At 71.0% G+C, this 15129-nt stretch carries 13 protein-coding genes; 4 read left to right on the top strand and 9 right to left on the bottom strand.

Annotated elements, in window-relative coordinates; all coding sequences use genetic code 11:
* Positions 1 to 56 precede the first annotated feature (56 nt).
* From ASF44_RS19190 to edd, 5 genes are all read right to left on the bottom strand, one after another.
* Complete coding sequence (locus ASF44_RS19190) at positions 57 to 1052, bottom strand: tripartite tricarboxylate transporter substrate-binding protein (protein ID WP_056900853.1); 996 nt, start codon at positions 1050 to 1052, stop codon at positions 57 to 59.
* Positions 1053 to 1092: 40 nt separating this feature from the next.
* Complete coding sequence (locus ASF44_RS19185; protein WP_056900852.1) at positions 1093 to 2274, bottom strand: CaiB/BaiF CoA-transferase family protein; 1182 nt, start codon at positions 2272 to 2274, stop codon at positions 1093 to 1095.
* 31 nt (positions 2275 to 2305) lie between these two features.
* Positions 2306 to 3283, bottom strand: coding sequence for a tripartite tricarboxylate transporter substrate binding protein (locus tag ASF44_RS19180; RefSeq protein WP_056900851.1), 978 nt, complete (start codon positions 3281 to 3283; stop codon positions 2306 to 2308).
* 138 nt (positions 3284 to 3421) lie between these two features.
* The gene (eda, locus tag ASF44_RS19175) at positions 3422 to 4066 is read right to left on the bottom strand and encodes a bifunctional 4-hydroxy-2-oxoglutarate aldolase/2-dehydro-3-deoxy-phosphogluconate aldolase (protein WP_056900850.1); all 645 of its coding nucleotides are present in this window, start codon (positions 4064 to 4066) and stop codon (positions 3422 to 3424) included.
* The gene (gene edd, locus ASF44_RS19170; RefSeq protein WP_056900849.1) at positions 4057 to 5901 is read right to left on the bottom strand and encodes a phosphogluconate dehydratase; all 1845 of its coding nucleotides are present in this window, start codon (positions 5899 to 5901) and stop codon (positions 4057 to 4059) included. Before edd ends, eda begins: the two co-directional genes overlap by 10 nt.
* A 229-nt stretch (positions 5902 to 6130) precedes the next feature.
* Between edd and ASF44_RS19165 the strand changes: the two genes are divergently transcribed.
* Positions 6131 to 6676, top strand: coding sequence for a gamma-glutamylcyclotransferase (locus ASF44_RS19165; RefSeq protein ID WP_056900848.1), 546 nt, complete (start codon positions 6131 to 6133; stop codon positions 6674 to 6676).
* Here the strand turns inward: ASF44_RS19165 and ASF44_RS19160 are convergent.
* From ASF44_RS19160 to ASF44_RS19145, 4 genes are all read right to left on the bottom strand, one after another.
* Positions 6660 to 7193, bottom strand: coding sequence for an NTP transferase domain-containing protein (locus tag ASF44_RS19160; RefSeq protein ID WP_056900847.1), 534 nt, complete (start codon positions 7191 to 7193; stop codon positions 6660 to 6662). The genes ASF44_RS19165 and ASF44_RS19160 overlap by 17 nt on opposite strands.
* 107 nt (positions 7194 to 7300) lie before the next feature.
* Entirely contained in the window at positions 7301 to 9517 is a 2217-nt protein-coding gene (locus ASF44_RS19155; RefSeq protein ID WP_056901121.1) for a xanthine dehydrogenase family protein molybdopterin-binding subunit, read from the bottom strand.
* Positions 9518 to 9570: 53 nt separating this feature from the next.
* Positions 9571 to 10029, bottom strand: coding sequence for a (2Fe-2S)-binding protein (locus tag ASF44_RS19150; RefSeq protein ID WP_056900846.1), 459 nt, complete (start codon positions 10027 to 10029; stop codon positions 9571 to 9573).
* Positions 10030 to 10112: 83 nt separating this feature from the next.
* Entirely contained in the window at positions 10113 to 10685 is a 573-nt protein-coding gene (locus ASF44_RS19145; protein WP_056900845.1) for a TetR/AcrR family transcriptional regulator, read from the bottom strand.
* Between the two features lie 87 nt (positions 10686 to 10772).
* Between ASF44_RS19145 and pdxH the strand changes: the two genes are divergently transcribed.
* The 3 genes from pdxH to ASF44_RS19130 all read left to right on the top strand — a co-directional run.
* A complete protein-coding gene (gene pdxH, locus ASF44_RS19140; protein WP_056900844.1) occupies positions 10773 to 11420 on the top strand; it encodes a pyridoxamine 5'-phosphate oxidase in 648 nt (215 codons plus the stop codon).
* Between the two features lie 180 nt (positions 11421 to 11600).
* Positions 11601 to 13988: a bifunctional diguanylate cyclase/phosphodiesterase gene (locus ASF44_RS19135; protein WP_156374597.1), complete on the top strand. Its 2388-nt coding sequence runs from the start codon at positions 11601 to 11603 to the stop codon at positions 13986 to 13988.
* A gap of 239 nt (positions 13989 to 14227) precedes the next feature.
* On the top strand, positions 14228 to 15129 hold a 902-nt coding region (locus ASF44_RS19130; protein ID WP_056901120.1), incomplete at its 3' end, for a sugar ABC transporter substrate-binding protein.

Here is a 15129-nt window from a genome sequence, read left to right as displayed (position 1 = left end):
AGCGCGTCACGCTCCCATGCGACCTGCATCCGCTGCGCTGACGGCTCCGCGGCCGGCTACTCGGCGCTGACGCCCGCAGCCTTGATCACCTTGCCCCATTTCTCGGTCTCGGCCACGAGGTGGCTGCGCAGGCCTTCGGGCGTGACCTTGTCCATCGGCACGATCTCCGAGCTCAGGTCTGCCAGGCGTTGCTTGACCATGTCGTCCTGCAGCGCGCTGCGCAGTGCCTGGTTGATCTTGGCCAGCACCTCGGGCGGCGTGCCCTTGGGCGCGTACACGCCGTGCCAGACCTTCACGTCGAAGCCCTTGAGGCCCTGCTCGTCCAGCGTCTTGATGTCGGGCAGGCTGGCCAGGCGCCTGGGCGTGGTCACGCCGAACACCTTCACGCGCTGGCCGTCCTTGATCACCGGAACGGTCTGCGTGGTCTGGTCGCAGATCAGGTCGACCTGGCCGCTCATGATGTCGGCCAGCGCCGGGCCGGCGCCCTTGTAGGGCACGGTGGTCAGGTCCACGCCGATCTGGTGCGCCAGCAGCATGCCGCACAGCTGCGAGACGGCGCCGATGCCCGCATTGGCCAGCGTGACCTTGTCCTTGTGCTGCTTCACGTAGGCCAGCAGTTCGGGGAAGGTGTTGGCCGGGAAATCCTTGCGCGAGAGCAGCGTCATGGGCACGTCCATGACCTGGCCGATGTACTCGAAGTCCTTCAGCGGGTCGTAGGGCAGCTTCTTGTACAGCGCCGGCGCGGTCGCCATGCCCATGTGGTGGATCAGGATCATGTAGCCATTGGCCGGCGCCTTGGCCACGCGGGCCGGGCCGATGGTGCCGCCGGCCCCCACGGTGTTCTCCACCACGACCGGCTGGCCGAGCGACTTGGCCATGGGAATGGCCAGCATGCGCGCGACCACGTCGGTGGGGCCGCCGGCCGAGTACGGCACGACCATGGTCACGGGCCGCTCAGGCCAGGCGGACTGGGCCCAGGCCGCGCCCTGCAGCAGCAAGGCGGCGGCAACTAGCGCACAGCGGCGGATGCCGGTGGGGGAACACAAGCGCATGGAGTCTCCTATGGGGTGGTGGACAGAGGCCGCCAGGGCGTCAGGCAGCCCCGGCCGCACGCAGCGCGGCGATGGCGGCCGCATCCAGGCCGACTTCGCGCAGCAGCGCATCCGTATGCTGGCCGACTGCCGGCACCGCGTCCATCCGGGCTTGCCAGCGGTTGCTGCGGCCCGGGGGCAACAGGGCCGGCAGGTCGCCGGCGGGCGAGCCGATGGTGTGCCAGCGTTCGCGCGCCTTCAGTTGCGGGTGCGCCCACAGCCCCGCCATGTCGTTCATGCGCGCGTTGGCGATCTGCGCCTCGTCCAGCCGCGCCAGCACCTGGTCGGTCGACAGCAGCGAGAACGTCTCGTCGATGCGCGCGGCCAGCGCGGCCCGGTTGGCGTTGCGCTGGGCGTTGCTGGCAAAGCGTGGCTCGGTCGCGAGTGCCGGGTCCTGCAGCACCACGTCGCAGAAGACCTTCCACTCGCGCTCGTTCTGCAGGCCCAGCATCACCGTGCCGCCGTCGCCGGCCTGGAACGGGCCGTAGGGATAGATGGTGGCGTGCGATGCGGCGTTGCGCGGCGGCGGCGTGGCACCCTCGAACGCGTAGTACATCGGGAAGCTCATCCACTCGGCCAGCGACTCCAGCATCGAGACGTCGATGTGCGCGCCCTCGCCCGTGCTGGCGCGGCGCAGCAATGCGGCCAGGATGTTGGTGTAGGCGTACATGCCGGCGGCGATGTCGGCGATCGAGTTGCCGGCCTTGCTGGGCTGCTCGGGCGTGCCGGTCACCGACAGGAAGCCGGCCTCGCTCTGGATCAGCAGGTCGTAGGCCTTCTTGTCGCGGTAGGGGCCGTCCTCGCCGTAGCCCGAGATGTCGCAGACCACCAGGCGCGGGTTCGACTGGCTCAACGTGGCGTAGTCCAGCCCCATGCGCGCGGCGGCGCCGGGTGCCAGGTTCTGCACCAGCACGTCGGCGCCGGCCAGCAGCTTGGTCAGCACGGCCATGGCCTGGGGATTCTTCAAGTCCAGCGTGAGGCTTTCCTTGGAGCGGTTGGTCCAGACGAAATGCGAAGACAAGCCCTTGACGCGCTGGTCGTAGGCGCGCGCAAAGTCGCCCACCTCGGGCCGTTCGACCTTGATCACGCGCGCCCCGAGGTCGGCGAGCTGGCGGGTGCAGAACGGGGCGGCGATGGCGTGTTCGAGCGAGACGACGGTGATGCCTTGGAGCGGGAGGGTCATGGTGTGTGCTGGCAAAGGAGAAGGACGGAAATCAGTCGACGGAAGCGCCGGAGGACTTGACGATGCGGGCCCACTTGGCGAGGTCGTCGTTCAGCAGCGCGGCGAACTGCGCGGGCGTGGTCGACGGCGCGATCTCCACGCCCTGCTGCTCCAGCTTGTCGCGCAGGTCCTTGGCGGCCAGGGCCTTGCGCATGCCGTCTTCCAGCTGGGCCTGCACCGGCGCCGGCAGGCCGGTGGGCGCGAACAGGCCGATCCACAGCTGGCCGTCGTAGCCCGGCACGGCTTCGGCGATGGCCGGCACGTTGGGCAGGGTCGGCGAGCGCTTGGCGCCGCTGACCGCGATGGCGCGCAGCTTGCCGGCCTGGATGTGCGAGAGCGCCGACGGCAGGCTCGCGAACAGCATCGGCAACTGGCCGCCCAGCACGTCGTTCAAGGCCGGTGCCACGCCCTTGTAGGGCACGTGCTGCAGCTTCAGGCCGGCCATGCTGTTGAGCATCTCGCCCAGCAGGTGGTTCAGCGTGCCATTGCCGGCGGATGCGTACTGCAGGTCGGCACCGCTCCTGCGGGCCAGCGCCAGGAATTCGGCGAGGTTCTGCGCCGGAAAGGATGGGTTCACGAGCAGCACGTTGGGCACCGCGCCCACCAGGCCCAGCGGCACGAAGTCCTTGACCGGGTCGAAGCCCGGGTTCTTGTACAGCGAAGGGTTGATGGCCTGGCTGCTGCTGATGGTCATCAGCAGCGTGTGGCCGTCCTTGGGGCCACGCGCGACGTACTGCGTGCCGATGTTGCCGCCTGCGCCGGGCCGGTTCTCGACCACGGCGCTACCGCCCAGCACTTCGCCGAGCTTCTGGCCGACGATGCGGCCCACGATGTCGTTGGTGCCGCCGGCGGCCTGCGGCACCACCAGCACGATGGGGCGGGCCGGGTAGCTGGACTGCGCGGCGGCTGGCAGCGCGCACGCGGCGGCCAGGGCCAGCAACGCGCGGCGGCTCGGGGAGATGGGGAACATGGGCGGCGTCTCCTGGCGGTGCCGCCCAAAGGCCACCGCTGCTTAGCTTGGAAGCCGCGGATCATCCCGCGCCCCACCCGCCCCCGCAATCAGCGATTGCGAAAGCCGGTGTTCCGCCCCGCCGAAGGGGCAGGAGGCTCAGCCGCGCGGCAGCGCGGCCGCGGCGCGCGCCAGCGTCTCGATGCGGCCCCAGTCGCCGGCAGCGATGGCGTCGTTCGGCACGATCCACGATCCACCCACGCAGGCCACGTTGGACAGCGCCAGGAACTCGCCCGCATTGGCCGCACTGACGCCGCCCGTGGGGCAGAACTTCACTTCGCCGAACGGACCCTGCCAGGCCTTGAGCATGGGGATGCCGCCGGCCTGCAGGGCCGGGAAGAACTTGAGCTCGGTGAAGCCGTCCTCCTGCGCCATCATGATCTCGCTGCCCGTGGCCACGCCGGGCAGCAGCGGCAGGCCGGCATCGCGGCAGGCCTGACCGACCTTGGAGGTGTAGCCCGGGCTCACGCCGAAGCGCGCGCCGGCCCGCACCGAGGCGGCCACGTCGGCCGGCGTGCGGATGGTGCCTGCGCCGACCACGGCCTCGGGCACGTCCCGGGCGATGGCCTCCATGCAGGCCAGTGCCTGCGGCGTGCGCAACGTGACCTCGAGCATGCGGATGCCGCCGGCCAGCAGCGCGCGCGCCATCGGCACGGCATGGGCCACGTCGTGCAGCACGATGACCGGAATGACCGGCGCGTCGCGCATCACGTCGCGGGCGGTCAGTTGGGAATTCAAAGCCATGTCGGCGCTCCTTCTTCTGCGGTGGCGGCATTGCGGCGCATGCCGGCGAACAAATCCCGGCCCAGACCCAGGCCGTTGGCCACGCGCAGGGCCTCGGGCATGGTGGCCACCGGGCGGGCCTCCCATTCGGCCTGCGGCACCAGCACCTCCAGCCGGCCAGCCGGCGCATCGAGCCGCACCACGTCGCCATCGCGCAGCCTGGCCAGTGGCCCGCCGGCGGCGGCCTCGGGCGAGACATGGATGGCGGCGGGCACCTTGCCCGAGGCGCCGCTCATGCGGCCATCGGTGACGAGCGCCACCTTGAAGCCCTTGCCCTGCAGCACGGCCAGCGGCGGCGTGAGCTTGTGCAGCTCGGGCATGCCATTGGCCTGCGGGCCCTGCCAGCGCACGACGCAGACCAGGTCGCGCTCGAGTTCGCCGGCCGAGAAGGCCTTCTGCAGGTCTTCCTGCGAATCGAAGATGCGGGCCGGCGCCTCGACCACGTGGCGGTCGTCGGGCACCGAGGACACCTTGATCACGCTGCGGCCCAGCGGGCCCTGCAGCAGTTGCAGGCCGCCCGTGGGGCTGAACGGCGCGGTGGCCGGCCGCACGATGGCCTCGTCCTTGCTGGGGCCGGTGGCCTGCCAGGTGAGCGCGGCATCGGCCAGCGCGGGCTCGTGCGTGTACGCGCGGATGCCTTCGCTGCGCACGGTCAGCACGTCGTCGTGCATGAGGCCGGCGTCCAGCAGCTCGCGGATCACGTAGCCCGTGCCGCCGGCGGCCTGGAACTGGTTCACGTCGGCGCTGCCGTTCGGGTAGACGCGGGCCAGCAGCGGCACCACGTGCGACAGCGCGGCGAAGTCGTCCCAGTCGATCGTGATGCCGGCCGAGCGCGCCACGGCCACCCAGTGGATCAGGTGGTTGGTGGAGCCGCCCGTGGCCAGCAGCGCGACCATGGCGTTGACGATGGCGCGCTCGTCCACCAGCTGGCCGATGGGCGGGCAGGCGGCGCGCTGCGTGGCGGCCTGCCCATCCAGCGCCGTGCCCCAGCCCAGCACCGTGCGCGCGGCCTCGCGCGTGAGCGCATCGCGCAGCGCGCCGCCCGGTGCCACGAACGCCGTGCTCGGCACGTGCAGGCCCATGGCCTCGAGCAGCATCTGGTTGCTGTTGGCCGTGCCGTAGAAGGTGCAGGTGCCGGCCGCGTGGTAGGCGGCGGACTCGGCCTCCAGCAGCTCCTTGCGGCCGACCAGGCCTTGCGCGGCCTGCTCGCGCACCTTGGCCTTGGCGTTGTTGGACAGGCCCGAGGGCATCGGCCCGGCTGGCACGAACACCGTGGGCAGGTGGCCGAAGTGCAGCGCGCCGATCAACAGGCCCGGCACGATCTTGTCGCACACGCCCAGCATCAGCGCGCAATCGAACATGTCGTGCGTGAGCGCGACGGCCGTGGCCATGGCGATCACGTCGCGGCTGAACAAGGAGAGCTCCATGCCCGGCAGGCCCTGCGTGACGCCGTCGCACATGGCCGGCACGCCACCGGCCACCTGGGCCGTGGCGCCGAAGTGGCGCGCCTCGTCCTTCACGAGATCGGGGTAGTGCTGCAGCGGCTGGTGCGCCGACAGCATGTCGTTGTAGGCGTTGACGATGGCGATGTTGGGCGCGCGCTCGGCCACGACCTTGAACTTGTCGTTGGACGGCATCGCGGCGAAGGCATGCGCCACGTTGGCGCAGCCCATGCGGTCCGAGCCGCGCGTGCGCGCAGCCATGGCCGCCAGGCGTTCGAGGTAGGCCGTGCGCGCGGGGGCGCTGCGCGTGCGGATGCGGTCGGTGACGGCGGCGACGGTGGTGTGGGTGTTCATCGTTCTGGGCCGGGGGACGGCGCGGCGGGGGGGCTTGGGAGGGCGCGGTGATCCTACTCCCGAAGGATGCCGCCCCGGCCGCAAGGGGTTACCAGTGGGTTACCAAACGGCAAGGCGCAATCGCAGGGCGCGAACGGCAAGGCGCACATGGCCAGGCGGCCCGGGGCTTGCTAGAGTGGCAGCCGTGAAGCCCCATCCCCACCCCGCGCCTTTGCGCGACCCCTTGCCGATGCTGGAGCGCGCCCGGCGCGAATGGGGCGGTCAGCAGGACTACTGGGTCTTCGGCTACGGCTCGCTGATCTGGCGGCCCGAGTTCGAGCATGTCGAACACCGGCTCGCGCGCGTGCACGGCTGGCACCGCGCGCTCAAGATGTGGAGCCGCATCAACCGCGGCACGCCCGAGTGCCCGGGGCTGGTGTTCGCACTGCTGACCGGTGGCAGCTGCCAGGGCGTGGTGTTCCGCATCCCGCAGCGCGATGGCGATGCGGTGCTCGACCGGCTCTGGGCGCGCGAGATGCTGATGGGGGTGTACGACCCGCGCTGGCTGCACTGCACCACGCCCGAGGGGCCGGTCAAGGCCCTGGCCTTCACGCTGTCGCGCCAGAGCCCGAGCTTCACGCGCACCTTGAGCGACGAAGACTACCGGCGCGTGTTCACGCAGTCCTGCGGGCGCTTCGGCACCACGCTGGATTACGCGCGCGAGACCTTCGAGAGCCTGCGGAAGCACCAGATCCGCGACAAGGCGCTGGAGAAGCTGCTCAGGCTGGCTGGCTGAGCAGCAACTGCTCGGCCCGCGCCAGATCGTCCAGCGTGTCGATGTCGGTCACGCAGCCGGCGCCATCCAGCGCCAGCTCCAGCACCTGCCCTGCCCGCTTGCGCGCCTGCACGATCGCGGCCGCGCCGGCTTCGCCCGACAGGGCCAGCAGTTCGTCTCGGCAGGCGGCGGAGAAGCCGACCGGATGCCCCCGCGTGCCCGCATGCTGCGGCAGCACCACGGCGGCCCCGCCCAGCGCCGCCGCCACGCGTTGCAAGGCGGCAGGCTCGATCAGCGGCAGGTCGCCCGGCAGCACCAGCCAGCCGCCCGCCGCTTGCGTGGCGCGCACGGCTGCCGCGATGGAGTCGCCCATGCCCGGATGCCCCGCATCCTCCAGGTGCCAGGCCAGCCCGCTGGCGCGCACGGCGTCCAGCGTGTGCTGCAGCACCGGCTTGCCGGCCAGCAGCGCCTGCAGCTTGTGCACCTGGCCGCCCGAGGCGCGGAAGCGCTCGCCCCGGCCCGAGGCGAGCACCAGCACGACGGGCGCGCCAGATGGGGCCCCAACGCTCCCCGCTGCACGAGGTTCGCTGCCCCCCGAGGGGGGGCGCGCTTGCCTGGGGCGGCCCGGCGCGGCGCTCATCGCCGTCAGGCCAGCTTGAACGGCAGCTCGCGCAGCGGCTTGCCGGTCAGCCGCGCGACAGCGTTGGCAAAGGCCGGGGCGAGCGGCGGCAGGCCCGGCTCGCCCATGCCGGTGGGTGCGTCGGCGCTGGGCACGATGTGCACCGCGATCACCGGCATGTCGGTGATGCGCGGCACCACGAAGTCGCCGAAGTTGCTCTGCTCGACCACGCCGTCCTTGAGCGTGACGGCCGCGCCGGGCAGGCACATCGACAGGCCCATCAGCGCGGCGCCCTGGATCTGCGCCTCCACGCTCTTGGGGTTCACCGCCAGGTTGCAGTGCACGCCGGCCGTGACCTGGTGCAGCTTGGGCGTTCCGTTCTCCACCGAGGCCTCGACCACGTAGGCCACCACCGAGTCGAACGACTCGTGCAGCGCCACGCCCCACGCGCGGCCGGACGGCAGCTGGCGCTTGCCGTAGCCCGAGCGGTCCACCGCCAGCTGCAGCGCGGCGCGGTGGCGCGTGGCCTTGGCGTCCATCAGCGCCATGCGGTAGGCGACCGGGTCCTGCTGCGTGGCGCGCGCGATCTCGTCGACCAGCGTCTCCATCACGTAGGCGGTGTGGGTGGAACCCACGCTGCGCCACCACAGCACCGGCACGTTGTCCTTGGGGTGGTGGGCCGACAGGCGCATCGGCACGTCGTAGGGTGCGCGCATGCCTTCGACCATGGTGGTGTCCACACCGTCCTTGACCATGGCGGACTCGAAGAAGGTGCCTGCCATGATGGACTGGCCGACGACCACATGGTCCCAGGCCAGCACCTTGCCCTTGGCGTCGAAGCCGATCTCGGCGCGGTGCACGTGCATGGGCCGGTAGTAGCCGCCGCGGATGTCGTCCTCGCGGCTCCAGAGCGTGCGGATCGGCGCCTCGATGCCGGCGGCCTGCGCGGCCTTGGCGATGGTGCAGGCCTCGACCACGAAGTCGCTGGTCGGCAGGCCGCGCCGGCCGAAGCCGCCGCCGGCCATCTGCACCTCCATGGCCAGGTTTTCGGGCTTGATGCCCAGCACGCGCACGGCGGCCGCAGCCTCCAGGCCCGGCATCTGCGTGCCGACCCAGAGCTTGGCCTTGCCATCGGCGCCACGGCCGGTGAGCTGCACGGTGCAGTTCAGCGGCTCCATGGGCGCGTGGGCCAGGTAGGGGAAGTGGAACTCGGCGCTGATCTTGTGCGGCGCGCCGGCCAGCGGGGCCATGTCGGCCTGGTACTTCACATGGCCGGGCTTGGCGGCCAGCGCGCGGTAGGCGGCCAGCTGCGCGGTGCTGTCGACCTTCTGCCGGCCCGCATCGCTCCATTGCAGCTGGAGCGCGTCGCGGCCCTGCTTGGCGGCCCAGTAGCCGTCGGCGACCACGGCCACGCCCTCGCCACCATCGTGCAGCGGCACGCGCAGCACGGCCTTCACGCCCTTCACGGCGCGTGCGGCAGCATCGTCCAGCGACGCCACCTTGCCGCCGAACACGGGCGGGTGCTGGCACACGGCCGTCAGCATGCCGGGCAGGCGCACGTCGATGCCGAAGTTCTGCCGGCCGCTGGACTTGGCCTGCGCGTCGAGCCGGCCCGTGGGCTGGCCGATCAGCTTGAAGTTCTTCGGGTCCTTGAGCGTGACCTGGGTCGGCACGGGCAGCTGCATGGCCGCCTCAGCCAGCGCGCCGTACTCGAGCCGTTTGCCGCCGGGGCCGATGACCACGCCGCGCTCGGTCGCCAGCGACGCGGCCGGCACGCCCCATTGCGTGGCGGCGGCCTGCACGAGCATGGCGCGCGTGCGGGCGCCCAGCTCGCGGTACTGGGTGTAGGAGTTCTTGATGGCGGTGGAGCCGCCCGTCAGGTGCATGCCATAGGCCGGGTCGGCGTAGGCGATGGCCGCGTCGCCATGGGTGGCGCGCACGCGGCTCCAGTCGGCGTCCAGCTCCTCGGCCAGCACCATGGCCAGGCCCGTGTGCGTGCCCTGGCCGAACTCCAGGCGGTTGACGGTCACGGTGACGGTGCCGTCGCGCGCGATCTTCACGAACGCGGCCGGCTGCTGGCCGGGCTTGAGCGCCACGGTGGCCGGACCCTGCGCATCGGCCAGCAGAGGGAAGATGCCCAGCGCGAAGCCGGTGGCCGCGCCGATCTTGAGGAAGCTGCGGCGCGGCAGGCCGGCCACGTCGTTCCCGTCGTCGAGCCGGCGCGCGAGCATGGGCGGCAGCATGGCGCGGATCTGGTCAGCCGAGGTGTCTTGCAGATGCATGGTGGGCTCCCGTTTCAGGCCAGCGACGCGGCTGCGTCCTTGATCGCGCCGCGGATGCGCGCATAGGTGCCACAGCGGCAGATGTTGCCGGCCATGGCGGCGTCGATGTCGGCATCGCTGGGCCGTGGATTGGCCTGCAGCAGCGCGGTGGCGCTCATGATCTGGCCGCTCTGGCAGTAGCCGCACTGCGCCACGTCGATCTTGACCCAGGCCTCGTGCACGGCCTTGCCCACGCGCTCGGCGGTGACGGCCTCGATGGTGGTGATCTTCTGGCCCGCCGCAGCGGCGATCGGCGTCACGCACGAGCGGATCGCCGCGCCGTTCATGTGCACGGTGCAGGCGCCGCACAGCGCGGCGCCGCAGCCGAACTTGGTGCCGGTCATGCCCAGCGTGTCGCGCAGGGCCCACAGGATGGGGGTGGAGTCGTCGACGTCGACCTGGACGTCCTTGCCGTTGATGTTCAGCGTGGCCATGGGGACCTTTCTTGGGTGGGGTGGTTAGACGAATGAATGTTCATTCTTTTATGTGTTCTTGTGGCCAGGCCGCCATGCGGTGTTCAGGCCTTGATGCCGTCCCAGAAGATCGAGAACGCCTGGGCCAGCGCCGGCTCGGTGTCGGGCAGATCGCCGCTGCGCAGCAGGTTGGCGGTCTCGCGCACCGAGCCGAAGAAGCTGGAGGCCAGCAGCATCGTGGGCACGTCCTTGACGATCTGCTGCGCGCGCGCCTCGTCGAAGAAGCCCAGGCACTCGCCCGTGAACCGGGCCGAGAACTGGCGCGAGGCCTCGCTGAACCACGGGGAGTTGTAGTACTGCTCCATGAACACCGTCTCCGCATAGTGGGCCTGGCGGTGCCGCAGCAGCAGCAACCAGTTGCGCTGGAAGCGCGCGCGGAACGGCATGGAGGCGACCGACTCCTCGGTGATCAGCCGCGCCAGCGCGCCCTTGACCTCCTCGTACAAGGCATTGAGCAGGTCTTCCTTGGACTTGTAGTAGACGTACAGCGTGCCGGTGGCGATGCCGGCCTCCCGCGCAATCGCCGCCATGGTCAGGCCCGACAGACCGACCTGCGCCACGAGCGCGAAGGTCGCGTCGGCGATGGCCTGTTGCTTGTCGTCGTCCTTGGGTTTCACGGCCGCGATCTTAGGTGAATGAATATTCAGTCGTCAATGGGTGCCTGCAGCGGCCATCGCAGGGCGGACGCTGCACAATCCGCGCCCATGAGCGAACTCCAGACCTCCATCGCGGCGCTGCGCAAGAGTTATGAGCGGGCCGAACTCGACGAATCGGCCTCGCACGCCGACCCGCTGCAACAGTTCGACCAGTGGCTGGGCGAGGCCGTCGCGGCGCAGGTGCCCGAGCCCAACGCCATGACCCTGGCCACCGTGGGCAGCGACCTGCGCCCGTCCACCCGCATCGTGCTCGTCAAGGGCTACGACGCGCGTGGCCTGGTCTTCTACACCAACTACGAGAGCCGCAAGGGCCAGGAGCTGGCAGGCAACCCCTACGCGGCGCTGCAGTTCCACTGGGTCGAGCTCGAGCGCGTGGTGCGCATCGAAGGCGTGGTGGAGAAGACCAGCGCCGCCGAGAGCGACGCCTACTACGACAGCCGCCCGCTGGACTCGCGCATCGGCGCGTGGGCCAGTCCGCAGAGCCAAGTGATCTCCGGCCGCGGCGTGCTGGTGGCCAATGCCGCCCGGTACGGCGCGCAATTCCTGCTCCGGCCGCCGCGCCCGCCGCACTGGGGCGGCTACCGGCTGGTGCCGACCGCATGGCAGTTCTGGCAAGGGCGCAAGAGCCGGCTGCACGACCGGCTGCACTACCGCCAGGACGGCGGCGGCTGGGTGCGCGAGCGCCTGGCGCCCTGAGCCGCGCCGGGCGGCCAGCGGGCTGGCCGGCCAAGCCCTGCCCTTCTCACACGCCGCGTGCCCTACGCGCTCCGCAGGCGGCGCGAACGCAACGGCAGGCCACCTTCGGCATGCATGAATCTATGATCATCATCACCGTATGCAATGGATCGCTGGTGCCGCGATCCGGAGGTGACCGCCATGATCGATCGAATCGGTATGCACTGGAAGCGCCTGCGCGGGTGCTGGGCCTTGCCCGACGCCACGGCCCACGTGCGCACCATCCTCGTGAACGGGCAGATGCGCAACCTGCTGCACGTCGTGCCCTGGTATGTCGCGTCGAACATCTGCACCGCCGGCATGGTGCTGTACGCGCTGTGGCCGTTCGTGCGACGCGAGGCGTGGCCAGCGTGGGTGGCCGCCTTCCTGCTCGCGCATGTGGCCTGGGCCGGCCACGCCATCATGGCGCTGCGCAGCGCAGGACCGGGCGGACGGCTGCTCGGGCTGCGCGACATGCATGTGTCCGCGCTCTGGTGCGCAGCGAGCGCGGTGCTTTCGGGCATCGGCATCTACGTGGGCGCGCTCCAGGCGGGCGACGACGCCAGCCGCCTTCTGCTGAGCGCCTACACCCCCGGGCTGATCGCCGCGGGCGTGCTGGTGGGCATCACCACCCCCTTGCTGTCCTTGATCTGGCTGTCGGTGCTGACGGTGGTGGCCTGCCTGATGGTGGCGCAGATCGGCTATCTGGCGCAGGGCGTCACCATCGCCCTGCTGTGCTGCTACGCGCTCATCCTGGCCGTGGCACTGCTGTTCGCATCGCGCCTGTTCGTGCGGTGCATCGCGGCCGAGCAGGCTGCGGAGCAGGAGCGCCACATCGTCGGCCTGCTGTTGCGCGACTTCGAGGCCGATGCGCGCGACTGGCTGTGGGAAAGCAACCGCGCGGGCGAGCTGACCCGCGTGGGGCTGCGGCTGTGCAACCTGCTCGGGCTCGGGCAGGACCGCCTGCTCGGCCGGCCGCTGGACAGCCTGTTCGCGCAGCAACGCATGCTCGAGGTCCGCAGCGATGGCGCGGTGGGCGCCGCTGCACTGCGCGGCCTGCTGGCCGCAGGCGAGCCGTTCAGCGGCGTGGTGCTGGAGGCGCGCGTCGGCGGTGAGCTGCGCAGCTGGACGCTGAGCGCCAAACCGCTGCATGCCGCCGACGGCGCCTGGACGGGCTGGCGCGGCGTGGGCGTCGATGTGTCCGACGCGCGTGCGCGGGAGGCCGAGAGCAGCATGCGCGAGCAGCACCTGCACTACCTGGCGCACCACGACGCCCTCACCGGCCTGCCGAACCGGCGCGCCTTCGTGGAGGAAGCCGAGCGCCAGCAGGCAACCGGCGGCCGGTGGGCCGTGGCCCTGCTCGATCTGGACCACTTCAAGACCGTCAACGACAGCCTAGGCCACGCCGCGGGCGACCAGTTGCTGTGCTCGGTGGCGCGCCGCCTGCGCCATGCCACGCGCGAGGGCGATGCGCTGGCGCGCCTGGGCGGCGACGAATTCGCGATGCTGCTGCGCACGCTGCCCGTGCAGGGCTGCGCACGCGAGATCGAGCGGCGCATGCAGGGCCTGCTCGCCGCGCTGCGCACGCGCGAGCGCATCGGCGACGACCACATCGACGTGCGCGCCAGCATCGGCGCCTCGTGGACCGACGGCGTCCTCGGCGCCAGCGAACTGCTGCGCCAGGCGGACACGGCCCTCTACGTGGCCAAGAACGCCGGGCGCGACGCCGCGCGCCTGCATGCGCCCGGCATGAGCGACCGCCTGCGCGAACGCCTGGCCATGGTGGGCGACCTGGCGCAGGCCGTCGCACGCGGCGAGTTCGAGATCGACTACATGTCTCTGCGCGACGCCGGCTCCCTGCGCGTGCAGGGCTACGAGGCGCTGGTGCGCTGGCGCCACCCGCGGCACGGCCGGCTGCTGCCCGCGTCCTTCATCCCGGTCGCCGAAGAGTCCGGCATCGTGGTGCAGATCGGCCTGTGGGTGCTGGAGCAGGCCTGCCGCGATGCCATGTCGTGGCCGCGGCACCAGCTGGTGGCCGTCAACGCGTCGGCCGTGCAGCTGGCCTGCGCGAGCTTCGTCGAAGACGTCATGGACGTGCTGCGCCGCGTGGGCCTGCCGCCGTCTCGGCTGGAACTCGAAGTCACCGAAACCGCGCTGGCGCGCGACGCGCAAGGGGCGCGCGTAGCACTGCAGCGGCTGCGCACGCTGGGCGTGCGCACGGCCATCGACGACTTCGGCGTCGGCTACTCGTCCATGGCGCAGCTGCGCGAGCTGCCGTTCGACCGCATCAAGCTCGACCAGTCCTTTGCCGCGGCCCTGCCGCACGAGCCTGCCGGTGGCATGACCCAATCCATCATCGCCTCCCTCGTGCTGCTGGCCAACAACATGCATCTGGACATCACGGCCGAAGGCGTGGAGCAGGCCCAGCAGCTCCAGGTGCTGCGCGCATTGGGTTGCACCACCGTGCAGGGCTACCTGTTCGGCGCGCCGGCCTGCGTGGACGGCAGTGCAACCGACATGGCCGACGCCGCCGCGCAGCGGCCGGCCTGATTCCAGGAGCCGCTGCGCTGCCCGGGAAAATCCCGAGTCGCAAACGTTTGCGCAAACGTTTTTGCAGCCCTATATTGCCTGYCTGTTCCGGCACGCATCACAAGGAGACACGCATGCACCCGACCCGCCGCACCCTCACCTCCGCGCTGGCCCTGGCCGGTGTCCTGGCCTTCGCACCGTCCTGGGCCCAGAGCCCGCCCAAGGTGGNCTGTTCCGGCACGCATCACAAGGAGACACGCATGCACCCGACCCGCCGCACCCTCACCTCCGCGCTGGCCCTGGCCGGTGTCCTGGCCTTCGCACCGTCCTGGGCMCAGAGCCCGCCCAAGGTGGCCCTGGTCATGAAGTCGCTGGCCAACGAGTTCTTCCTGACCATGGAGGAAGGCGCCAAGGCGCACCAGAAGGCCAACGCCAAGCAGTACACGCTGYTGGCCAACGGCATCAAGGACGAGACGGACGCGGCCGCGCAGATCCGCATCGTCGAGCAGATGGTGGCCCAGAAGGTCGATGCGCTGGTCATCGCCCCGGCCGACTCCAAGGCCCTGGTGCCGGCCATCAAGGCCGCGTCCGAGAAGGGCGTGCTGGTGGTCAACATCGACAACCGGCTCGATGCGGCGGCCCTGAAGGAGAAGGGCTTGTCCGTGCCCTTCGTGGGCCCGGACAACCGCGCCGGCGCCAAGCTGGTGGGCGATGCGCTGGCCAAGACGCTCAAGAGTGGCGACAAGGTGGGCATCATCGAGGGCGTGTCCACCACCTTCAACGCGCAGCAGCGCACGCTCGGTTACCAGGACGCGATGAAGGCCGCMGGCATCACGGTGGTGGGCGTGCAGTCGGGCCAGTGGGAGATCGACAAGGGCAACCAGGTGGCCTCCAGCATGCTGCGCGAGCACCCGGACCTCAAGGCGCTGCTGGCGGGCAACGACTCGATGGCGCTGGGCGYGGTGGCGGCCGTGAAGGCAGCGGGCAAGACCGGCAAGGTGGCGGTGGTGGGCTACGACAACATCAGCGCGATCAAGCCCATGCTGCAGGACGGGCGCGTGCTGGCCACGGCCGACCAGTTCGCGGCCAAGCAGGCGGTGTTCGGCATCGAGACGGCGCTCAAGGCCCTGGCCGCCAAGACGCCGCAGGCCGGCATGCCCGC

Origin of the sequence: Pseudorhodoferax sp. Leaf274, assembly GCF_001422445.1 — a bacterium.
Taxonomy (GTDB): domain Bacteria; phylum Pseudomonadota; class Gammaproteobacteria; order Burkholderiales; family Burkholderiaceae_C; genus Pseudorhodoferax.
Note: the sequence above shows the minus strand (reverse complement) of the source record. Positions and strands in the feature narration are given on the sequence as shown.

Coding starts and splice junctions, on each gene's coding strand:
- ASF44_RS19190 (WP_056900853.1), bottom strand. CDS start 1,052: ATGCGCTTGTGTTCCCCCACCGGCATCCGCCGCTGTGCGCTAGTTGCC.
- ASF44_RS19185 (WP_056900852.1), bottom strand. CDS start 2,274: ATGACCCTCCCGCTCCAAGGCATCACCGTCGTCTCGCTCGAACACGCC.
- ASF44_RS19180 (WP_056900851.1), bottom strand. CDS start 3,283: ATGTTCCCCATCTCCCCGAGCCGCCGCGCGTTGCTGGCCCTGGCCGCC.
- eda (WP_056900850.1), bottom strand. CDS start 4,066: ATGGCTTTGAATTCCCAACTGACCGCCCGCGACGTGATGCGCGACGCG.
- edd (WP_056900849.1), bottom strand. CDS start 5,901: ATGAACACCCACACCACCGTCGCCGCCGTCACCGACCGCATCCGCACG.
- ASF44_RS19165 (WP_056900848.1), top strand. CDS start 6,131: ATGCTGGAGCGCGCCCGGCGCGAATGGGGCGGTCAGCAGGACTACTGG.
- ASF44_RS19155 (WP_056901121.1), bottom strand. CDS start 9,517: ATGCTGCCGCCCATGCTCGCGCGCCGGCTCGACGACGGGAACGACGTG.
- ASF44_RS19150 (WP_056900846.1), bottom strand. CDS start 10,029: ATGGCCACGCTGAACATCAACGGCAAGGACGTCCAGGTCGACGTCGAC.
- pdxH (WP_056900844.1), top strand. CDS start 10,773: ATGAGCGAACTCCAGACCTCCATCGCGGCGCTGCGCAAGAGTTATGAG.
- ASF44_RS19135 (WP_156374597.1), top strand. CDS start 11,601: ATGATCGATCGAATCGGTATGCACTGGAAGCGCCTGCGCGGGTGCTGG.